Source organism: Amycolatopsis sp. cmx-8-4, from assembly GCF_046548675.1.
GTDB lineage: Bacteria > Actinomycetota > Actinomycetes > Mycobacteriales > Pseudonocardiaceae > Amycolatopsis.
Genome location: NZ_JAEBDZ010000001.1, coordinates 251,087 through 271,081 on the forward strand (window position 1 = coordinate 251,087; position 19,995 = coordinate 271,081).

At 71.2% G+C, this 19,995-nt stretch carries 16 protein-coding genes; 5 read left to right on the top strand and 11 right to left on the bottom strand.

Features of this window, described 5'->3' with window-relative positions; translation table 11 throughout:
* Positions 1-324: 324 nt before the first annotated feature.
* A complete protein-coding gene (locus tag ACLJQZ_RS01280; RefSeq protein WP_410618101.1) occupies positions 325-1,149 on the bottom strand; it encodes a (2Fe-2S)-binding protein in 825 nt (274 codons plus the stop codon).
* A 370-nt stretch (positions 1,150-1,519) separates the two neighbouring features.
* Here ACLJQZ_RS01280 and ACLJQZ_RS01285 point away from each other — a divergent pair, with 370 nt between their 5' ends.
* Together ACLJQZ_RS01285 and ACLJQZ_RS01290 are read left to right on the top strand one after the other, a co-directional pair.
* A complete protein-coding gene (locus ACLJQZ_RS01285) occupies positions 1,520-4,078 on the top strand; it encodes an ATP-dependent Clp protease ATP-binding subunit (protein ID WP_247058787.1) in 2,559 nt (852 codons plus the stop codon).
* A gap of 163 nt (positions 4,079-4,241) precedes the next feature.
* Positions 4,242-5,864 (top strand): Hsp70 family protein, encoded by a 1,623-nt coding sequence (locus ACLJQZ_RS01290; RefSeq protein WP_410618102.1) that lies wholly within the window; start codon positions 4,242-4,244, stop codon positions 5,862-5,864.
* A 1-nt stretch (position 5,865) separates the two neighbouring features.
* On the opposite strand, the gene ACLJQZ_RS01295 is transcribed toward ACLJQZ_RS01290, so the two are convergent.
* The 5 genes from ACLJQZ_RS01295 to ACLJQZ_RS01315 all read right to left on the bottom strand — a co-directional run bounded on the left by ACLJQZ_RS01295 (position 5,866) and on the right by ACLJQZ_RS01315 (position 10,058).
* Positions 5,866-6,327, bottom strand: coding sequence for a YbaB/EbfC family nucleoid-associated protein (locus tag ACLJQZ_RS01295; protein ID WP_410618103.1), 462 nt, complete (start codon positions 6,325-6,327; stop codon positions 5,866-5,868).
* Entirely contained in the window at positions 6,320-7,384 is a 1,065-nt protein-coding gene (locus tag ACLJQZ_RS01300) for a hypothetical protein (protein WP_410618104.1), read from the bottom strand. Before ACLJQZ_RS01300 ends, ACLJQZ_RS01295 begins: the two co-directional genes overlap by 8 nt.
* A gap of 7 nt (positions 7,385-7,391) precedes the next feature.
* The gene (locus ACLJQZ_RS01305; RefSeq protein ID WP_410618105.1) at positions 7,392-7,769 is read right to left on the bottom strand and encodes a hypothetical protein; all 378 of its coding nucleotides are present in this window, start codon (positions 7,767-7,769) and stop codon (positions 7,392-7,394) included.
* A gap of 136 nt (positions 7,770-7,905) precedes the next feature.
* Positions 7,906-8,547 (bottom strand): pyroglutamyl-peptidase I, encoded by a 642-nt coding sequence (pcp, locus tag ACLJQZ_RS01310; protein ID WP_410618106.1) that lies wholly within the window; start codon positions 8,545-8,547, stop codon positions 7,906-7,908.
* A 77-nt stretch (positions 8,548-8,624) separates the two neighbouring features.
* Positions 8,625-10,058 carry a M1 family metallopeptidase gene (locus ACLJQZ_RS01315; RefSeq protein ID WP_410618107.1) on the bottom strand — a complete coding sequence of 478 codons (1,434 nt, stop codon included), beginning with the start codon at positions 10,056-10,058 and terminating at the stop codon, positions 8,625-8,627.
* A gap of 162 nt (positions 10,059-10,220) precedes the next feature.
* Here ACLJQZ_RS01315 and ACLJQZ_RS01320 point away from each other — a divergent pair, with 162 nt between their 5' ends.
* On the top strand, positions 10,221-13,397 hold the full coding sequence (locus ACLJQZ_RS01320; RefSeq protein ID WP_410618108.1) for a BTAD domain-containing putative transcriptional regulator: 3,177 nt from the start codon (positions 10,221-10,223) through the stop codon (positions 13,395-13,397).
* A 69-nt stretch (positions 13,398-13,466) separates the two neighbouring features.
* Here ACLJQZ_RS01320 and ACLJQZ_RS01325 read toward each other — a convergent pair whose 3' ends face one another.
* Both ACLJQZ_RS01325 and ACLJQZ_RS01330 read right to left on the bottom strand, forming a co-directional pair.
* A complete protein-coding gene (locus ACLJQZ_RS01325; RefSeq protein WP_326944912.1) occupies positions 13,467-14,273 on the bottom strand; it encodes an ABC transporter permease in 807 nt (268 codons plus the stop codon).
* Entirely contained in the window at positions 14,270-15,250 is a 981-nt protein-coding gene (locus ACLJQZ_RS01330) for an ATP-binding cassette domain-containing protein (RefSeq protein WP_328645170.1), read from the bottom strand. The genes ACLJQZ_RS01325 and ACLJQZ_RS01330 overlap by 4 nt, the downstream gene beginning before the upstream one ends.
* A 171-nt stretch (positions 15,251-15,421) precedes the next feature.
* On the opposite strand from ACLJQZ_RS01330, the gene ACLJQZ_RS01335 reads away from it, so the two are divergent.
* Positions 15,422-16,381: an endonuclease/exonuclease/phosphatase family protein gene (locus ACLJQZ_RS01335; protein ID WP_410618110.1), complete on the top strand. Its 960-nt coding sequence runs from the start codon at positions 15,422-15,424 to the stop codon at positions 16,379-16,381.
* 39 nt (positions 16,382-16,420) lie between these two features.
* Here the strand turns inward: ACLJQZ_RS01335 and ACLJQZ_RS01340 are convergent, their stop codons facing one another.
* The 3 genes from ACLJQZ_RS01340 to ACLJQZ_RS01350 form a co-directional block, all read right to left on the bottom strand.
* A complete protein-coding gene (locus ACLJQZ_RS01340) occupies positions 16,421-17,218 on the bottom strand; it encodes an SIR2 family NAD-dependent protein deacylase (RefSeq protein WP_410618112.1) in 798 nt (265 codons plus the stop codon).
* On the bottom strand, positions 17,211-17,522 hold the full coding sequence (locus tag ACLJQZ_RS01345) for an antibiotic biosynthesis monooxygenase family protein (RefSeq protein ID WP_410618113.1): 312 nt from the start codon (positions 17,520-17,522) through the stop codon (positions 17,211-17,213). The genes ACLJQZ_RS01340 and ACLJQZ_RS01345 overlap by 8 nt, the downstream gene beginning before the upstream one ends.
* 181 nt (positions 17,523-17,703) lie before the next feature.
* Positions 17,704-19,134 carry a M1 family metallopeptidase gene (locus tag ACLJQZ_RS01350; RefSeq protein WP_410618114.1) on the bottom strand — a complete coding sequence of 477 codons (1,431 nt, stop codon included), beginning with the start codon at positions 19,132-19,134 and terminating at the stop codon, positions 17,704-17,706.
* 75 nt (positions 19,135-19,209) lie between these two features.
* On the opposite strand from ACLJQZ_RS01350, the gene ACLJQZ_RS01355 reads away from it, so the two are divergent.
* Positions 19,210-19,956 carry an alpha/beta fold hydrolase gene (locus ACLJQZ_RS01355; RefSeq protein WP_410618115.1) on the top strand — a complete coding sequence of 249 codons (747 nt, stop codon included), beginning with the start codon at positions 19,210-19,212 and terminating at the stop codon, positions 19,954-19,956.
* The last annotated feature ends 39 nt before the right edge of the window (positions 19,957-19,995 follow it).

Here is a 19,995-nt window from a genome sequence, read left to right on the forward strand (position 1 = left end):
CCGATAAACTGGGTCGGGGACGCCCCCCGGGACGGGTGGGGGCCGCCGTCAGGCGGCGGAGGGCCGGAGCAGCATCGCCTCGGTGGCACGGGTACGGGTGGGGAAACGGCAACGGCCAACACTGCCCGGAGCGGCCCACACGCTGACCGGAATGGCCAACACGACGACGGGAGCGGCCAACACACCGCCGGGAGCGGCCAACACATCGACAACGGGTTCGCTGCCGGCGCCGCGGGCCGTGTTGGCCGCTCCCGTCGTCGTGTTGGCCATTCCGGGAGAAGCGTGGCGCGGGTTGGGAACGCTGGAACTCGACGTTGCCGGGAGCTAGCGGGCGCAGGTGCGGGGGCAGCCGTCGCACTCGGACTCGGCCGGCAGCAGGTACGAGAAGCAGCAGCTCTCGCGGCGGCGGGTCCACTCGCGGTGGCCGTCGGCGCCCTCTGCCAGTCGCAGGGTCGATGCCGACGTCAGCGGCGGGTAGACGGTGTCGAGGACCAGGGCCGCGTCGGCGACGCCCGCGCCTTCGGCCTCCGCGGTGCCGCCCTGGCGGCCCGCCCACCAGAGCGAGTTCTCCAGCGCGTCGGTCGCCGCGGCCCAGAGCATGCGGCGGCCCAGCCTGCTGACCGGCGCGTACGCCTGGACGAACTTGGCCGCGTGGGCCAGGTAGTGGGCCCGCAGCACCGCGGCGAGGGTCCGCTCGTCGCGGACGACCGTCGCCTCCGGGCGGGCCGATCCCGGGTCCGTCGGGAGGCAGTAGAAGTCGTCGCCGAGCACGGCCATGCCGTCCGGGTGCGGCCGGTCGTCGGACAGCCGGAACGCCAGCTCGTCGGGCTTCAGCGAGGGCACCCGGCGCTCGTGGTGCAGCAGCAGCGCGCCGACGTACGCCGGGACGTGCAGGTACCAGGTCATCACGTAGCCGGCCGTGGTCTGCGCGGGCGCGGCGTCGTGCTCGCGCAGCAGCCAGTCGCCCAGCAGGCCGCGCCACTCGTCGAAGTACGCCGGCGTCTCCAGCAGCTCCGAACAGCGGATCCAGCCCACCGGGACGTCACGCCGCAGTTCGTTGCGTTCCTGCAGGCCGGAGACCCGCAGGAGCGACGACGCGAGGCCGTCGCCGACCTCGCGTGCGTCACGGAAGGACCGCTGCTGGTTCAACCGGGGCCCTCCTAGCGCCGGGGGGATTAGGCCTGCCTAACCTTACAGGCTTTCCGGAGCTGCGCCAATCGGGTGGCCGCTCTCACGGGTCTCCCAAGTTGCGGACCTGTTCGCGTTGAGCGGACACCGCGCGGATGGCGGAATCCGGGTGGCCGTCCGCACGTTGGGGTTGACGTAAAGGTGCAGGGCAACCTGATGATGGGATGCGCCCGGAGAGCTCCACGTCCGGGTGCGAAAAAGACCGCGAACAGCCGTAGTGGTACGCCAGCGCTACCAGTTGGCTACTAGAGTGGTCTCACGGTGCTGAATCCATCGCGGTGAAAGCACGGATGGATAACGGGCCGCCGGCGCAGCAGTCGAGGGAGTGCACATGTTTGAGAGGTTCACCGACCGCGCGAGGCGGGTGGTCGTTCTGGCTCAAGAAGAAGCCAGGATGCTCAACCACAACTACATCGGCACCGAGCACATCCTCCTGGGTCTGATCCACGAGGGTGAGGGTGTCGCCGCCAAGGCGCTGGAGTCGCTGGGCATCGCCCTGGAGGGCGTGCGCCAGCAGGTCGAAGAGATCATCGGCCAGGGCCAGCAGGCGCCGAGCGGGCACATCCCGTTCACGCCGCGGGCGAAGAAGGTGCTGGAGCTGTCGCTGCGCGAAGCGCTGCAGCTCGGCCACAACTACATCGGTACCGAGCACATCCTGCTGGGCCTGATCCGCGAGGGCGAAGGCGTCGCCGCGCAGGTGCTGGTCAAGCTGGGTGCGGACCTGAACCGCGTCCGCCAGCAGGTCCTGCAGCTGCTCTCGGGCTACCAGGGCAAGGAGTCCACCGAAACCGGTTCCGGCGGTCGCGGTGAAGGCACCCCGTCGTCGTCGCTGGTGCTGGACCAGTTCGGCCGCAACATGACCGTGCTCGCCCGCGAGGGCAAGCTCGACCCGGTCATCGGGCGCGGCAAGGAGATCGAGCGGGTCATGCAGGTCCTGTCCCGCCGGACCAAGAACAACCCGGTGCTCATCGGCGAGCCCGGCGTCGGCAAGACCGCCGTCGTCGAGGGCCTCGCGCAGAGCATCGTCAAGGGCGAGGTGCCCGAGACGCTCAAGGACAAGCAGCTCTACACGCTTGACCTGGGCTCCCTGGTCGCCGGCTCCCGCTACCGCGGTGACTTCGAAGAGCGCCTGAAGAAGGTGCTCAAGGAGATCAAGACCCGCGGCGACATCATCCTGTTCATCGACGAGCTGCACACGCTGGTCGGGGCGGGTGCCGCCGAGGGTGCGATCGACGCGGCTTCGATCCTGAAGCCGATGCTCGCCCGCGGTGAGCTGCAGACGATCGGCGCGACCACCCTCGAGGAGTACCGCAAGTACATCGAGAAGGACGCCGCCCTCGAGCGCCGGTTCCAGCCGATCCAGGTCGGCGAGCCGTCGCTGGAGCACACCATCGAGATCCTCAAGGGCCTGCGTGACCGGTACGAGGCGCACCACCGCGTCTCGATCACCGACTCGGCGCTGGTCGCCGCCGCGACCCTGGCGGACCGGTACATCAACGACCGGTTCCTCCCGGACAAGGCGATCGACCTGATCGACGAGGCCGGCGCCCGGATGCGCATCCGCCGGATGACCGCGCCGCCGGACCTGCGCGAGTTCGACGAGAAGATCGCGAACGTCCGTCGCGACAAGGAGTCCGCGATCGACGCGCAGGACTTCGAGCGGGCCGCCCGCCTGCGTGACGAGGAGAAGACCCTCCTCGGCCAGAAGGGCGAGCGGGAGAAGCAGTGGAAGGACGGCGACCTCGACGTCGTCGCCGAGGTCGACGACGAGCAGATCGCGGAGGTGCTGGCCAACTGGACCGGCATCCCGGTGTTCAAGCTGACCGAGGAGGAGACCACCCGGCTGCTGCGCATGGAGGAAGAGCTCCACAAGCGCATCATCGGCCAGGAGGACGCGGTCAAGGCCGTCTCGCAGGCGATCCGTCGTACGCGTGCCGGCCTGAAGGACCCGAAGCGCCCGTCGGGCTCGTTCATCTTCGCCGGCCCGTCCGGTGTCGGTAAGACCGAGCTCTCGAAGGCGCTGGCGGCGTTCCTGTTCGGCGAGGACGACGCGCTCATCCAGATCGACATGGGCGAGTTCCACGACCGCTACACCGCGTCGCGGCTCTTCGGTGCCCCTCCGGGCTACGTCGGCTACGAAGAGGGTGGCCAGCTGACCGAGAAGGTGCGGCGCAAGCCGTTCTCGGTGGTCCTCTTCGACGAGATCGAGAAGGCGCACCAAGAGATCTACAACACGCTCCTGCAGGTGCTGGAAGACGGCCGCCTGACCGACGGTCAGGGCCGCACGGTCGACTTCAAGAACACGGTCCTCATCTTCACGTCCAACCTGGGCACTTCGGACATCTCGAAGTCCGTCTCGCTCGGGTTCGCCGGCGGCAACGACGTCAGCACGAAGTACGAGAAGATGAAGCAAAAGGTCAACGAGGAAATGAAGAAGCATTTCCGCCCGGAGTTCCTGAACCGGATCGATGACATCATCGTGTTCCACCAGCTGACCAAGGAACAGATCATCATGATGGTCGATCTGATGATCGGCCGCGTGGAGAAGCAGCTCAAGGCCAAGGACATGGAGCTGGAGCTGACCGAGAAGGCGAAGTCCTTGCTCGCGAAGCGCGGCTTCGACCCGGTGCTGGGTGCCCGGCCGCTGCGCCGCACCATCCAGCGCGAGATCGAGGACCAGCTGTCGGAGAAGATCCTCTTCGGCGAGGTCGAGGCCGGCCAGATCATCCTGGTCGACGTCGAAGGCTGGAGCGGCAACCCCGAGGACAAGGACGACCAGGCCAAGTTCACCTTCCGCGGTGAGCGCCGGCCGTCCTCGATCCCGGACGCCCCGCCGGTCAGCATCGGCGCCGGTCACGAAGAGAACGGCGGCGAAGCCGAAGGCGAGTGATCGCCTGAACGCTTGAAGGTCGTGTAGTACGCCGGAAGGGCGGTTCCCGTTGGGGAGCCGCCCTTCTCGCATGTGCGGGCTCGGTGTGGGGCGCGTCGGACGCAACCAACGCCCCATCGGGGCGCGTGAGACGATGCCCGCGGGCCTTGGGAGGGGACGCCGCGTGGACGTGTTGTCGATCGACTTCGGGACTTCCAGCACGGTCGGGGTGCTCTCCGCGTTCGGGCGGGGGCCGCGGGCCATCGAGGTCGACGGGTCCGTCACCATGTCCTCCGCGGTCTTCCTCAACGATGACGGCCTGCTCATCGTCGGGCAGGACGCCGAACGTGGTGCGCGGCTCGACCCCAGCCGGTTCGAGGCGAATCCCAAGCGGCGGATCGACGAAGGCGTCCTTCAGCTCGGCGGCACCACCGTCCGGATCACCGACGCCTTCGCCGCGGTCCTGCGGCGGATGGGCGAGGAAGCCGGGCGGCAGCTGGGACGGCTGCCCGGGCAGACGCGGATTTCGCACCCCGCCGGGTGGGGTGCGACGCGGCAGGAGACCTTGCGGACCGCCGCCGCCGACGCCGGGCTCGTCGACGTGCGGCTGATCCCCGAGCCGGTCGCCGCCGCGGCGCACTACGGGAGTCTCGGCAACCGCGGCACCGGGCCGATCGGGGTCTACGACCTCGGGGCCGGCACCTTCGACTGCGCCGTCGTCGGCATGTCCGCGCAAGGCTTCGCCGTGCTCGCCGAGGACGGCCTGCCCGACCTGGGCAGTCTCGACATCGACCAGGCGCTGCTCGTCCACATCGGCCGCTCGGTGTCGCACGCCGATCCGGCGCAGTGGCAACGCCTGCTGCGCCCGCAGACGACGGCCGACCGCCGCCTGCGGCGCGCGCTGCTCCAGGATGTCCGTGACGCCAAGGAAAGCCTCTCCCGTCACCCGCAGACCGACGTGCCGATGCCCGAGCCGTTCGGGGACGTCCTCGTCAGCCGTGAGGAGCTCGAGGCGCTCGTGCGGCCGAGCCTGCTGCGCAGCGCCGAACTGCTCGCCGCGACCATCCACCGCGCCGGCCTGAACCCCGGGCAGCTCGCCGGCGTCTACCTGGTCGGCGGGCCGAGCCGGATGCCGTTGCTGGCCGGGCTGCTCGGCCGCCAGCTCGGCATCGTGCCGACCACGCAGGACCAGCCCGAGACGGCCGTCGCGTTCGGGCTGCACCACGTGCCGCTCGGAACGAGCGACCCGAACCTCACCGTGCCCGCGTTCGCGCCGGTCCGCCCGCCCGCGGCCCCGCCGCGCCCGCGACCCTGGCCGCAGCAGGCCTTCCGCCCGCCGCAGCCACCACCGAAACCCGAGCCGAGCAGGAAGAAACCGCTGCTCGTCGCGGCCGCGCTGCTCGTCGTCGTCGCGATCGTGGTGACCGTGGTCCTGCTCGCGACCCGGACCGACGCCGCCGAGTCCACAGTGGACTGCACGAGCACGGTGCAGCGCGACCAGGCCGGGTTCACCGGCTGCCTGCGGTCGCTCGCCGGGTCGGTGCCGGACCGCGCCGCGTGCCGGCAGTCCGACAGCGTGGCCAGGATCGTGCCCGCGCAGACCGCCGTCACCTGCGGTTTCCCGGGCGGGTCCGGCAAGAGCAGTGCCGTCACCTACTACCAGGGCCTGACCGTCGCCGGGATCGTGCTCTTCGGCGCGGACGGCCGCGAGGCGGCCGGGCTCTACGTCTCGATCGACTTCACGGACCGCGACCGCCGCACCGAAGACCTCGTCACGTACTTCACCAGCGACCTCAAGCCGGCCTGACTCACCAGGTCTGCTCGAACCGCACGCCCTTGCCGTACCAGACGTCGTCGGGCTCCGGCCCGGATTTCGGTGTCACAGCGGGGTTTTCCTCGGAGCGGTCCTTGAGCACGGCGTCGTCCCGTTCGACCGGCTTCGGCGCCGGGGCCGGAGGCGGCGCGGGCTCGTACCGCAGCCGCCAGCGCAGCCGGTCCATCAGGTAACCGCCGTTGCCCAACGGCGCCAGCAGCTGCCCGGTCCGCTGGGCCGAGTCCCGCTGCGCCTCGGCGTAGGTCCGCAGCACGGCGTCCGCGATCTCGGCCGGCGACATCCGCGAGACGGCGTCGGTGAGCCGCAGCCCGGTCATGACGCCGTCGGTGTTGACCGACAGCGAGACCGTGCCGTCGGCGGACGTCGCCGTCGCCGACAGCGCGGACAGCTCACTCAGCAGGGCTTCGAGGTCGGCTTTCGGGGCCTGGTCAGCCATTCAGCTTCCCCAGGCTGCTGCCGCCGTCGCCGGCCACCTCGCCGTCGGGCCGGATGTCGACGTGCGCGTCGCGGACGTTCTTCTCGGTCTGACGCGTGGTGTGGTCGGTCTCGAAGTTGTCGGGGTCGAAGCTGGCGCCCGGGCTGACGTCCGGCGAGTCCGGGATCTTCGGCAGGTCGACGGCCTCGTCGTGGATGCGGCCGGCGAGCGTGGTCGACGTGTCGCCCATGCCGTCGCGGATCTTGCCCGCGCTGTCGAGGAAGCTCTGGTACAGGTCGAACACGTTGTCGCCGGTGATCTCGGTCTGGTTCGCCACCACCGCGCTGATCGCGCCGCCCGCGGCGTTCCCGGCGACGAGCGCGCCGTTGGCCGCGGTGAAGAGCGCGGCGCCCGCCGGCGCGGCGACCCCGGCGCTGGCGACGGTCAGCATCCCGGCGACCGCGCCCGCGAACGTGGCCGCCAGCACCTTGGACAGCGCGGCTTCGTGCATGCGGGACTGGTCGTCCTTGAACTTCTTCGCCGTCTCCAGGAACGTGCTGCCCAGGTTGTTCAGGTCCTGCCGGGCGGACGCGATCGCTTCTCGCGCGGCGACGAGGTCGCTCTCCAGCACGGTGATCTTCGTGGCCACCTCGGTGAAGGCGTCGGCCAGCTCGTTCAGGTACGCCTTGACGGCGTTGGCCGCGGAACCGCGCCACACGTCGAGGAACTGCCGGGCGTCGTCCAGCTTCGGCCCCGAGTCGCGCTGCAGCTGTTTCCAGACGGCGTCGTGCCGCATGATCAGGTGCTGCAGGCCGTCGGCCGAATCGTGGTCGATGTCGGCGTCGGAGAACTCGCGGTAGATCCCGGCCGTCTCGTCCTGCATCTTCCGGAACTGGTCGCTGGAGTCGTCGAAGCCGAACATCCAGAGCGCGGTCATTCGCAGGACGTCGAGGGCGTCCAGCGCGTCGGTGGCGCCGTCGGTCAGGTCGGCGGAGATGCCGTCCATGAGCTCGGCGCGGCGGTCGGCGCCGCTGGACATCGGCTCGGCGTCGAGGCCCGTGTCGAAGTAGCCGTTCATGGTCGCCTCAGTTCGCTTCCAGGCCCGCGGCCGCGCGGTTGACGTGCTGTTTCGCGTCCTCATCGGCCTTTTCGTACAGTTCCGCGACGCGCAGCAGCGCGTGGCCGGTGTCCGAAGTGGTCTCGTGCAGCCGTGCGACCAGGTGCTGGATCTTCGCCAGGTGGTCGTTGTAGGCCTTCGCGACGGCCGGCATGCCCAGCGTGCGGCCGAAAGCGTTCTGGGTGGGGAACATCCCGGTGATGTCGAGCAGGCCACCACCGCTGGAGGAGACCGGGACGTCGGTGCCGCGCAGCCCGGTGGACGCGGTTTCCGCGGCGCCCGCGGCCTGCTGCAGGGCACCGGCCGAGTCCCGCAGGTCCTGCAGGTCGGTCTCGAATCCGATCATCACTCACCTCTTCGTCGGCAGCGTGCTTCGACCATGAAAGCACCGTTCGGCCAACCGATAGTGAGAGTTCTTCACATCCCCCGTCCGGGTGTGCCTCACGTCACGGGGGACGACGGCCGCGAGCACCGCCCGGGTTTCAGTGCTCCGCGCCCGCGCTGACCGCGATGTCCTCCGTGAGCCGCGACGCCGTGTCCGCCAACGCTTCCAGCGCGTCGGTGATCCGGTCGACGTCCAGCGACGGCGCGGTCTTGCCCGACGCCGCGACCTGCTCGGGGCTGAACGGCACGTGCACGAAACCGCCGCGCACGCCGGGGAAGTCCGTGGCCAGCAGGTGCATCAGGCCGTAGAAGACCTGGTTGCAGACGTACGTCCCGGCCGTGTGGGACACCGACGCCGGGACGCCCGCCGCGCGGATCGCCGCGACGCAGGCCTTCACCGGGAGCGTCGTGAAGTACGCCGCCGGGCCGTCTTCGACGACCGGGACGTCGACCGGCTGGGCACCCGCGTTGTCCGGGATGCGGGCGTCGACCAGGTTGATCGCGACACGCTCCGGCGTCACCTCGGCCCGGCCGCCGGCCTGCCCGACGCACACGACCAGCTCCGGCCGGTGCTCGGTGAGCGCTCGCCGCAGCGCGGGCAGCGACGCCGCGAACTCGACCGGCAGCTCGACGACGGCGAGGTCGTCCCGCCGCGCCCCGAGCGCCGACACCGCCTGCCACGACGGGTTCACCGGCTCCCCGCCGAACGGCGCGAACCCCGTCATCAGCACCCTGGCCATGGTTCCCTCCCCGAAGTCCGTGAATGCCATATCAAGAGACCCTACGTCCCTCGATGTGGCATGCACGGACTTGAAGCTCAGGCGGCGGGCTTGAGGCCGCCTGGGTAGAGGTACTGGTCGGCCGGCTTGCCGGTGCCGTAGATCCACGCGTCGAAGAAGCCCTTGAGGTTCTTGTGCGCGACGCTTTCGGTGTAGCGCTGGAAGTCCTGCATGCTCGCGTTGCCGCCGCGGTGCAGCGACGGCCAGGTCTTGAGCACCCGGTCGAACGCGCTCTGCCCGATGTAGTTGCGCAGCGCGTGCAGCATGACCGGGCCCTTCGAGTACACGTACGTGAACTCGTTGCCGGCGCCCATGTCGTAGAGCTTGCCGTTCCAGAACGCCGTCGACGCCTTCTTGACGTCGTCCGCGTACTGCTTGTTCAGGTCGACGCCGTTCTTGGCCTCGTCCCAGAGCCACTCGGCGTAGGAGGCGAAGCACTCGTTCATGCAGACGTCACGCCAGTGGTCGACGGCCACCGAGTCGCCGTACCACTGGTGGGCGTTCTCGTGGACGATCGTCGGGACCGTGCCGGCCCAGCCCGCGGAGTAGATCGGCCGGCTCATCGTCTCCAGCGAGAAGCCGATCTGCTCGTTGAGGAAGATGCCGCCCGCGGCGTCGATCGGGTACTTGCCGAACTTCGACTCGAGGAAGTCGAGGATCTCCGGCAGCTTCGCCTCGGCCTGCTTCGTCGAGTCGGGCGTGCCCGGGGCGAACGCGCTGATGATCGGCGTGCCGTCCGTGCGCTTCTGCTTGTCGAACGTCCACTTGTCGATCGCGACCGTGGTCATGTACGGCACGATCGGCGTTTCCTCGGCCCAGACGTGCGTCGTGCCGCCGGGGGCCGGGAAGGTGCCGCGCTCGCGGCCGTTGGCGATCACGCCCCACTCGTCGGGCACGGTGATCGCGAGGTGGAACGTGGCCTTGTCGAGCGGGGTGTCGTTGACCGGGTACCAGGTGGTCGCCGACTTCGGCTCGCCGGCGACGAACGCGCCGCCCGCCTGGGCGTACTGCCAGCCGTTGTCGCCGAGCGACGGGTCGCTGATCGCCGCGGGCACGCCGTGGTAGCCGATCTTGACGTCGAAGTCCTGGCCGCGCCGCAGGGGCCGCGACGGCGTGATCGTCAGCTCGTGGTCGCCACTGCGGCCGAACTTCGCGTCCCGCCCGTCGACCCGGACGTTGTCGACGGTCAGCCCGCGCAGGTCCAGGTTGAACGAGCTGAGTGCCTGCGTCGCCCGCGCGGTGATGTCCTGCAGCCCGATGAGCTGGTGCGACGCCGTGTCGTAGGTGACCTTCAGGTTGTAGTCGGCGACGTCGTAGCCGCCGTTGCCGTCCTGGGGGTAGTAGCTGTCGCCGGCGCCGTCGCTGCCCGGCTTCGCGGCGCCCCAGTCGTTCCCGGCGGCGGCGACGCCCGAGCTCAGGCAGATGCCGGTGAGCAGGGCCGCCGCGAGCACGACCGGTTTCTTGCCCCTCATGAACGCTCCTGTCCGTCTGGGGTGCGTGAACCCGCAACGTAGCGCCACGGCCGCGTGCCGGGCCGGGTCGAAGTCGTATTTGTCCGGAAAATCAACCCTTCCGTCGGTGCCGCTCCGGGCATCCGCCCCCGGCCCTCAGCACGGGTCTGGAAAGCTGGGTGCATGCGCGTTGCGCTGCTGGGCCCGCTGCGGGCGGCGGAAGACGACGGCACCCCGATCGACATCGGCGGCGCCCGCCTCCGCATGCTCTTGGCCAGGCTGGCGCTGGACGCCGGCCGGGCCGTCCCGGCCGACGCGCTGATCGACGGACTCTGGGGTGCCGAGCCGCCCGCCGACGCGCCGAACGCCCTCCAGTCGCTGGTCTCGCGGCTGCGGAAGGCGCTGCCGGTGGCGATCGAGTCCGGCCCCGGCGGCTACCGGCTCGCCGTCGCCCGGGAAGACGTCGACGCCGAGCGCTTCGAGCGGCTGGCCGCCGACGGCCGCCGTGAGCTCGCCGCCGGCCGTGCCGCCCACGCGGCCGAGCTGCTCGCCGAGGCGCTCGCGCTGTGGCAGGGCGGCGCGCTCGCCGACGTCCTCGACGCGCCGTTCGCGCAAGCTCCGGCCCGGCGGCTGACCGACCTGCGCGCGGAGGCGGCCGAAGACCGCTTCGACGCGCTCATCCGCCTGGGCGAGCACACCGCCGTCCTGCCCGACCTGGCCGCCGCGGCCGAGGCCGACCCGCTGCGCGAACGGCTCGCCGGCCTGCGGATCCGCGCGCTCTGCGCCGCCGGGCGGCAGTCCGAGGCGCTGACCGTCTACTCCGGCCTGCGCCGCACGCTGGCCGACCAGCTCGGCGTCGACCCGTCCGCCGAGCTGCAGGAGATCCAGCTGGCCGCGCTGCGGGGCGAGTTCGCGCCGCCGTCCCCGGTGGCCGACCGGCTGCCGATGCGGTTGACGACGTTCGTCGGGCGCGACGACGAGCTCAAGCTGCTGGCCGAGCTGCTCGGCGGGGCCCGGCTGGTCACGCTGACCGGGCCCGGTGGGGCCGGCAAGACCCGGCTGGCCACCGAAGCGGCGTCCCGGCACCCGGTCCACCAGCAGGGGCGCGTCTGGTTCGTCGCGCTGGCCGGCGTCCGCGACGCCGACGACGTCCCCGGCGCACTGCTGGGCGCGCTGGGCGTCCGTGACATGCGCAGCACCGAGACCGAGGTCCGGCGCCGCGCGGCGGATCCGCTGGAGCAGGCCGTCGAGGTGCTCGGCGGCGGGGACACGCTGCTGGTGCTGGACAACTGCGAGCACGTCGTCGACGCCGCCGCGCGGCTGGCGGACGACCTGCTGCACCGGGTGCCGCGGCTGCGGGTCCTGGCCACCAGCCGGGAGCCGCTGGCGATCACCGGCGAGGCGCTCTGCCCGCTCGGGCCGTTGCCGGTGCCCGCGGAACGCGCCGCGCCCGCCGAGGCCGCCGAACTGGACTCGACGCGGCTGTTCCTCGACCGGGCGGCCGCCGTCCGCCCCGACTTCGCGCTCGACGAGTCCACTGTGGACAGCGTCGGTGAGATCTGCCGCCGGCTCGACGGGATGCCGCTGGCCCTGGAGCTGGCCGCGGCGCGGCTGCGGTCCATGACCGTCGCCCAGATCGCCGGCCGCCTCGGCGACCGGTTCCGGCTGCTCACCTCGGGCAGCCGCACGGCGTTGCCGCGTCAGCGCACGCTGCGCGCGGTCGTCGAGTGGAGCTGGGACCTGCTGACCGACGCCGAGCTGGTGCTGGCCCGCCGGCTCTCGGTGTTCGCCGGCGGGGCCGAACTGGAGACCGTTGAGGCCGTCTGCGCCGACGAGTCGCTGTCCGCCGCCGACGTGCCGTACGTGCTCGGCAGCCTGGTCGAGAAGTCCATTGTGGACGTCGTGACCGGCGGGAACGGCGAGCCGCGGTACCGGATGCTGGAGACGCTGCGGGCGTACGCCACCGAACGGCTGGCGGAGTCCGGCGAGCTGGACGCGACGCGCCGCGCGATGGCGGCCTACTACGCCGAGCTGGCGGCCGGGCTGGAGCCGGTGCTGCGCACCCGCGACCAGCTGCCCGCGATCGAGCGGTACGAAGCCGAGAACGCCAACATGATCACGGCCCTGCGCGGCGCGATCGAGATGTCCGATGTGGACAACGCGGTCGGCCTGCTGGACGGGTTGTTCTGGTACCTGACCATCCTGGGTCAGGGCAGCCGGGTCGGCGGGCTGGTCCGCGAGACGCTCACCTTCGGCGACCGGCTGCCCCCGGCCGCCTCCGCGGCCTACCGGGCGATCCTGTACCTGATGGACTCCGTGCCGATGCGCAGCGAGAACGCCGACATCGTGCCGCTGGTCGACGAGTGCGTCGACACCGGCGCGATGGACCGCTACGCCGGGCTCGCGGTGGCCCTGCCGATGCTGGCCTTCCTCGGCGGCGACCGCGACATCGCGCTCCGCGAGGTGCGGCGGGCGGCGGGGAGCACGGACCCGTGGACCCGCGCCGGCGGGCACTGGGTGGAGAGCTTCGTGCTCGACGACGAGGGGGACGTCGAGGGCGCGGACCGGGCGCGGGAGCTGGCGCACGCCGGGTTCGTCGAGGTCGGCGACCGCTGGGGCACCGCGATGACGTTGAGTTTCCAGGCGTACGCGCTTTCGCAGGCGGGCGAAAGCGACCGGGCGATCGAGTGCTACCAGCAGGGGCTGGCGCTGTCGATGGAACTGCGCTCGCACGACGACGCCGTCCAGCACTGGTGGCGGCTGGCCGTGGAGCGGGCCCGCGCGGGGGACTTCGAAGGCGCCTGGCGTGACCAGGAGGCCGCCGAGCGCTACGGCGCGAGCATCACGAACCCGCAGCAGAAGATCGTCCTGATGTTCGGCCGGCTGGAGCTGCTGGTGCGCACGGGCCGGCTGACCGAAGCCCGGGTGCAGCTCGACCGCGTCGCGGCGCTGGCGCGGGAGGCGGCGTTCCCCGGCGGGATGGGCGAGGAGTGGGTCAGCGCGGCCGAGGCGCGCTTCAGGCTGGCCCTCGGCCGCCCCGGCGAAGCGGAAGCCTTCGCCGCCACGGCGATCCGGTCCACGTACCTGCGGGGCGACATGCCCGACCTGGCCGGGACCGTCGAGCTGCTGGCGCTGATCCGCGCGCAGCAGGAGCGGTTCGAGATCGCGACCCGGGCGCTCGCCGCGTCCGCCGTCATCCGCGGCCGGCTCGACCTCGGCAGCCCCGAGCTCCGGGACCTGCGCGCCGAGCTGAGCGAAGCGTTGCCCGGTTACGAGCAGCTGTACGAGCAGGCCCGGGCGATGTCCAAAGAGGACACGATCGCCTGGCTGCTGGCGCAGCTGGAAGCCGTCAAAAGCTGAAGGGGACGCTCGCCCCCGCGAACGTCCCCTTCAGCTACCGGCGTGGGTCACCCCCGTGCACCCGCGCCCTCAGACCCGCCGGCGGTAGGCCCAGGTGGCCAGCGGGAAGAACACGATGACCGCGCCTGCCATCCAGGCCAGGGCCCCGGCCAGCGGACCGGCGACGGCGCCGCCGTTCATCAGGCCGCGCAACGCGTTGGCCATCAGGCTCACCGGGCTGATGTCCGCCCACGCCTTCAGCCAGCCCGGCATCGTGGCCGTGCTGACGAACACGTTGCTGCCGAACGTCAGCGGCATGATGAAGACGAACATCAGCGCCTGCGCCGCGCCCGGCGACTTCATGATCATGCCGACGAACACCGAGCCCCAGCAGAAGCAGAGCCCGAACGCCAGCGCCAGCAGGATCGCCACGGCGAACTCGCCGGGGCTGGTCGCGATCCGGTAGCCCATGATCGTCGCGACGACCATCAGCACGACCAGGCAGACCACGTACCGCACGATGTCCGCCAGCACCGCCCCGATCAGGGGTGCCGACCGGGCGATCGGCATGCTGCGGAACCGGTCGAACACGCCCTTGGTGATGTCGGTGTTGAGGTTCGTGCCGACGGTGAGACAGGCCTGCAGGATGTTCATCACCATGATGCCCGGCACGACCATCTGGAGGTACGCGTCGGTCGATCCGGACAGCGCGCCACCGAACAGGTAGACGAACATGACCAGGAAGATGATCGGCATCAGCGTGACGTCGGCCAGCTGCTCCGGGTTCTTGCGGATCTTCAGCACGCCGCGCCACGCCAGTGAAAGCGCGTGCTGGAAGCCCTTTCCCGGGCTGATGTGCCGCGGCGGGGCCGGGCGGTCGAGTGCCAAGGTCGTCATGCCAGGCTCCCTTCGAGGTCGCGGGTGTCCTTCTTGGGTTCATCGGCGGCGTGCCCGGTCAGGGCGAGGAACACCTCGTCGAGGCTGGGCAGCCGCAGCGCCAGCTCGTCCGCGGTGATCCCGGCCTCGTCGAGCTTGCGGACCAATGTGGACAGCAGTACCGGGTCGTTGACCGGCGCGGTGAGCAGCCCGGAGGCGTCGTCCCGGATCGGCCGGACGCCGCTGAGGTCGCCGAGGATCCGGTTGACGGCGTCCATGTCGGACAGCTGGGTCGGGCGTACCTGCAGCGTCTGCCCGCCGACGCGGCGCTTCAGCTCGTCGGCCCGGCCGTCGGCGACGACACGGCCGTGGTCGAACACGGTGATCTTGTCGGCCAGCTGGTCGGCCTCCTCCAGGTACTGCGTGGTCAGCAGCACCGTCGCGCCGTCGGCGACGAGGTTGCGGACGACGTCCCAGACCTCGTTGCGGGCGTGCGGGTCGAGCCCGGTGGTCGGTTCGTCGAGGTAGAGCACCTCGGGGCCGCCGACGAGGCTGGCGGCCAGGTCGATCCGGCGCCGCATGCCGCCCGAGAACGTCCGGATCGCCCGCTTGGCCGCGCCGGTCAGCTCGAACCGCTCGATCAGCTCGGTGGCCCGCTTGCGGGCCTGGGCCCGGGGCAGGCCGTACAGCCGGCCGATGAGCATCAGGTTCTCGATGCCGTTGAGGTCCTCGTCGACCGACGCGTACTGCCCGGTCAGCCCGATCAGGCTGCGGACCCGGACCGGGTCGGAGACCACGTCGTAGCCCCCGACCGTGGCTCTCCCGGAGTCGGGTTTCATCAACGTGGCCAGAATGCGGATCGCGGTCGTCTTGCCCGCGCCGTTCGGCCCGAGCACCCCCACCACCTGGCCGTAGGGGACCTCGAGGTCCACCCCGTCCAGCGCCTTGGTTTCCCCGAAATGCTTGACCAGGCCTTCGGCCTGGATCGCGTGCGACATGGGCGTCCTCCTTCGCTGGTCGCTGTGAGGACTACAGTGGACGTCCGGGCTGGCAGGCCGCGCACAGCGCGCTGACAGCGGCTGTCCGGCGCTGGCAGCGCCGGTGGAGATGTTGTGGAGGTGTGGCCGCCGCCCGGGCCGTCCGGCGGCGACCTCGGCATACTCGGCTGCATGGTGACAACGGAAGAGACGCGGGTGCGGCGGAAGAACCCGCTGGTCACGGCCCTGCTGGTGGTACCGGTGGTGCCGCTGGCGGTGCTGGTCGTGCTGCGCCTGGTCGGCTTCGACGGCGACTGGTACGTCCTGGTCGCGCTGTCGTTGACGCCGTACGCGGTGCTGTACGGCGTGCTGGCCGGCGGCCTGGCGCTGGCGTGCCGGCGCTGGTGGGTCGGCGGGATCGCGCTGCCGCTGGCGATCGTGCTGGCCGTCCTGGTCGTGCCGCGACTGTCGGCGAGCGACCAGCGCGACGTGCACGGCAAGACACTGCGCGTGCTCTCCTCGAACCTGCTCTACGGCCAGGCGGACCCGAAAGCCGTCGTCGACCTGGTGCGCGCGCAGCGGATCGACGTGCTGAACCTGGTCGAGATGACGCCCCGCGTGGTCGACGGCCTGACCGCGGCCGGGCTGTTCCAGACGCTGCCGTACCGCGTCCTGCACCCCGCGCCCGGCGCGTTCGGCTCGGGGATCGTGTCGCGGTTCCCCCTGACGGAGGTCAACCTGACGGGTGATTCCGCGGCCAAGCAGCCGGGCGCCCAGGCCGACCTCGGCGACGGCGTGGTGGTGGAGATCGTCGCCGTCCACCCGATCTCCCCGGACGTCGACACCCCGCAGTGGGAGCGCGAGACCAAGGACCTCTCCCGCGCGGCGGGCGAGCACGGCCTCCGGATCCTCGCGGGCGACTTCAACGCGACCCTGGACCACGCGGCGTTCCGCACGGTGCTGTCCCGCGGCTACAACGACGCGGCCGAGCAGCACGGCTCGGGGCTGACGCCGACGTGGCCGTCGTCGCTGCCACTGGTGACGATCGACCACGTCGTGGTGGACAACCGCGCCGCGGTCCGGGACTACGGCGTGTTCGACGTCCCGGGCAGCGACCACCGCGCGGTCTTCGCCGAGGTGCAACTGCCGTGAGCACGCCCGTCGTGAGTGTTTAGGGCGGTTAGAACCGCCCTAAACACTCACGAGCTGTTCGAGCGTCTCCAGCGCACCGGCCGCGATGGACACGCCGCGGTTGTGGCGGATCTGGGGTTCGCGCGGGTTGACGCGGATCAACGCGCCCGTCGCGGCGCTGGCGAATTCGCTGTAGCGGCGGACCGTCGGGACCGCCTGACCCGCCCCCAGCTCCACCACCACGAGGTCGCGCGCCGTGCGGCGCCACGCCGTCAGCTCGTCCAGCTGGGCCTGGCTGCGGTCCGGCACCCACTCGTAGTCGCCGAACATCAGGATGTTGGGGCGGGCCAAGCCGCCGCAGCGCGGGCACGACGGCAGCGGTGGCACCGCGCGCATCGTCTCGGTGTCGACGGGCACGTCGACGTCGGCCGGCCAGATCTCCGTGGTGCAGCCGGACAGGCACTGCAGGTGGTGGATCGACCCGTGCGCCTCGGCGACGTGCTCGAAGCCCGCCTCCTGGAACTGGCCATCCACATTGGACGTGAAGACGCGGACGCCGCCGGCCGGCCGGAGTTCGCGCAGCAGGCCGAAACCGCGGTGGGGCACCGTCTTGCGGTACAGGTCCAGCCGGTGGCCGTAGAACCCCCAGGCCAGCTCGGGATCCTCGGCGAAGTGGCGCGGATCGGCGATCTCCTCGAACCGCAGGCCGAGGCGGGCGTACGGCGGGTACGCGCGCCAGAACCCTTCGCCGCCCCGGAAGTCCGGCAGCCCGGAGTCGACTCCCATCCCGGCGCCGGCGCAGATCAGGAGCGCACCGGCGCCGTCGAGCAGTTCCGCGGCGCGGGCGAGGTCACTCACCCGGCTGCGAGCCGAGGACGACCTCGAACTCCAGCAGGCTGGCACCGCTCGACACGGGCTTGGCTCGCTCGCCGGCGTGCGCGGCCGCGGCGGCGCCACCGGTCGCCCAGGCCTGGTAGGCCTCCTCCGTCTCCCACTTCGTGTAGACGAAGTAGCGAGTCTCGCCGGAAACCGGCCGCAGCAGCTCGAAGCCGAGGAAGCCAGGCTGCTGGTCGACGGCGTGCAGCCGCGCGCCGAACCGCTTCTCCAGCTCGGCGCCGGCACCTTCGGGAACCTCGATCGCGTTGATCTTCACAACACTCATGACCCCAGCCTACTGACGCCGGCGCCACCGGCCCGATGATCCGCGCCACGGCGAACACCCGTACCCAGAGGGTCGGCTCGCGTACCCAGGGAGTCGGCTCGCGTACCCAGAGGGTCGATTCGTGAGCCGACCGTCCAGGTACGTGAGCCGACCCTGCAGGTACGTGAGCCGACCGTTCGGGTCAGCTGCGTAGGGAGCCCGGGAAGAGGTCGGCGTCCGCCGGTAAGGCTGTGCCGTGGAACCAGTCGGTGAAGAAGGCGTGGAGGTCTTGGCCCGCGATGCTGCCGGCCAGCTTCTCGAAGTCGGTCCAGGTCGCGTTCGCGTGGCGGTAGCGGGCCGGCCACTCGTGCAGGAGGCGGTCGAACGCCGGGTCGCCGATCTTGCGGCGCAGCGCGTGCAGGGCGAGGATGCCCTTGTCGTAGACGCCTTCGAACTCGTGGCCGGCGCCCATGCCGACCAGCTTGCGGCTCCAGAAGTCGGTGCTGCCGCGGGTCAGCTCGATCGCCGCGCGGTAGCGGTCGTCGAGGTTCTGGCCCTCGCGCTCGCCCCACAGCCACTGCGCGTACGACGCGAAGCACTCGTTCAGGCAGGCGTCGGACCAGTCGGCCACCGACACCGAGTCGCCGAACCACTGGTGGGCGTTCTCGTGCACCAGCGTCAGCAGCTCGGCCCACTTCGCGTACGTCGGCCGGGTCTGCGTCTCCAGCGAGAAGTGGATGTCCTCGTTCAGGTAGATCCCGCCGGCCGCCGACTGCGGGTACGGCCCGAACTTGCCGGTCAGGAAGGTGAGGATCTCGGGCAGCCGGTCGCCGGTCGCGCGGTGGGCCTCGGCACCGGGCGCGTACGCGGAGACGACCGGGGTGCCGTCCGGCAGCGTCGAGCGGTCGACGCTGAACCTGTCGATCGCGACGGTCGTCAGGTAGCTCGCCACCGGGTTCGTCTCGGTCCACGTCGTCGTGGTCTTGCCGCCGGCGTGCACCGGCGGCAGCTCACGGCCGTTCGAGATCACCGTCCAGCCGTCCGGGACGTGCGCGGTGAGCGTGAAGGTGGCCTTGTCGCGCGGGGTCTCGTTGACCGGGTACCAGAACGCGGCCGAGTGCGGCTCGCCGACCATGAACGCGCCGCCGTCGGCCGAGTGCTGCCAGCCGTTCTCGCTGCCGCCGCCGTGCGGGGTCTTCGCCGGGTCACCGCCGTATCGGACGCGCGTGCGGAACGTCGTCCCGGCGCGGATCGGCGCCGCCGGCGTAACGACCAGTTCGTACGCCTTCTCCCGGCTGAACTTCACCGGCTGCCCGTCGACCTCGACGCCGGCGACGTCGAGCCCGCGCAGGTCGAGGTCGAACCGGCTGAGGTCCTGGGTCGCCTTGGCCGTGACGGTCGTGTCGCCGTCGAGCCGGCCGCTCGGCGGGTCGTAGGTCGCGTCAACGTCGTAGTGCAGGGCGTCGTAACCGCCGTTGCCGTCGTCCGGGTAATACGGATCACCGGCGCCGGACGCTCCGGGCACCGGGTGCATGGGCGGCGGTGGTGGCGGCGCCGGGACGGCGTCACCGCTGCAGGCCGCGGCGGAGATCACCACACTGCAGAGGGCGAGGGCGGTGAGTCGGCGGCGCATGCGACCCAGCCTAGGTCATCGTGCGCGACCACTCGGTCACGTTCCGCACCTGCGGATCTGTGGTTAGGTGGCCGCGTGCTCTGTTTCGGCGGCAGCGGCGTGCCGATCGTTCTGCTCCACGGCCTGATGGGCCGGGCGCGGACGTGGCGGCGGGTCGCGGAGTGGCTCCGGCCCTACGGCGCGGTCTACGGCCTCGACGCGCGCGGCCACGGCAGCGCGCCGCGGGTCGGGCCGTGGACGACCGAGCGGTTCGCCGACGACGTCGCCGATGCGCTGCGCACCCTCGACGCCGGCCCGGCGGTGCTGATCGGCCACTCGATGGGCGGCCTGCACGCGTGGGCGACGGCCGCGCGGCACCCGGAGCTGGTGCGCGCGGTGGTCTCCGAGGACTTCGCGCCGGACCAGCGCGGCCGGACCGTGGAGACCTGGCGTGGTTACTTCGAGAGCTGGCCGGTGCCGTTCAAGTCGCTCGACCACGTCCGGGAGTTCTTCGGCGACGCGGGCGAGTACTTCACCGACTGCGTCGAGGAGCGTCCCGACGGCTACCACCTGGTCGCCGGCCTGGAGGACCTCTACGTCATCGCCGCCGAATGGGGCCGCGTCGACTACTGGTCCACTGTGGACGGAATCCGCTGCCCGCTGCTGGTGGTCGAGGGCGAGCACACAGCCATGCCGCCGGGCCAGCAGGCTCTGGTCGCCGCCCGGGTGCCGGGCGCGAAACACCTGGTCGTCCCCGGTTCGGCCCACCTGCCCCACGACGAAGCCCCGGAGACCTACCGGGGCGCCGTCGAGGCCTTCCTGTCCGACGTCTTGAATCGCTAGTGCGCCACTTTCATAGGGAAAGATGCGTTTTTGTCACCC

What these genes read in the sequence shown, in the direction of transcription:
- ACLJQZ_RS01285 (WP_247058787.1), top strand. Translation starts at nt 1,520, where the DNA reads ATGTTTGAGAGGTTCACCGACCGCGCGAGGCGGGTGGTCGTTCTGGCT.
- ACLJQZ_RS01295 (WP_410618103.1), bottom strand. Translation starts at nt 6,327, where the DNA reads ATGGCTGACCAGGCCCCGAAAGCCGACCTCGAAGCCCTGCTGAGTGAG.
- ACLJQZ_RS01300 (WP_410618104.1), bottom strand. Translation starts at nt 7,384, where the DNA reads ATGAACGGCTACTTCGACACGGGCCTCGACGCCGAGCCGATGTCCAGC.
- ACLJQZ_RS01305 (WP_410618105.1), bottom strand. Translation starts at nt 7,769, where the DNA reads ATGATCGGATTCGAGACCGACCTGCAGGACCTGCGGGACTCGGCCGGT.
- pcp (WP_410618106.1), bottom strand. Translation starts at nt 8,547, where the DNA reads ATGGCCAGGGTGCTGATGACGGGGTTCGCGCCGTTCGGCGGGGAGCCG.
- ACLJQZ_RS01315 (WP_410618107.1), bottom strand. Translation starts at nt 10,058, where the DNA reads ATGAGGGGCAAGAAACCGGTCGTGCTCGCGGCGGCCCTGCTCACCGGC.
- ACLJQZ_RS01320 (WP_410618108.1), top strand. Translation starts at nt 10,221, where the DNA reads ATGCGCGTTGCGCTGCTGGGCCCGCTGCGGGCGGCGGAAGACGACGGC.
- ACLJQZ_RS01325 (WP_326944912.1), bottom strand. Translation starts at nt 14,273, where the DNA reads ATGACGACCTTGGCACTCGACCGCCCGGCCCCGCCGCGGCACATCAGC.
- ACLJQZ_RS01330 (WP_328645170.1), bottom strand. Translation starts at nt 15,250, where the DNA reads ATGTCGCACGCGATCCAGGCCGAAGGCCTGGTCAAGCATTTCGGGGAA.
- ACLJQZ_RS01335 (WP_410618110.1), top strand. Translation starts at nt 15,422, where the DNA reads ATGGTGACAACGGAAGAGACGCGGGTGCGGCGGAAGAACCCGCTGGTC.
- ACLJQZ_RS01345 (WP_410618113.1), bottom strand. Translation starts at nt 17,522, where the DNA reads ATGAGTGTTGTGAAGATCAACGCGATCGAGGTTCCCGAAGGTGCCGGC.
- ACLJQZ_RS01350 (WP_410618114.1), bottom strand. Translation starts at nt 19,134, where the DNA reads ATGCGCCGCCGACTCACCGCCCTCGCCCTCTGCAGTGTGGTGATCTCC.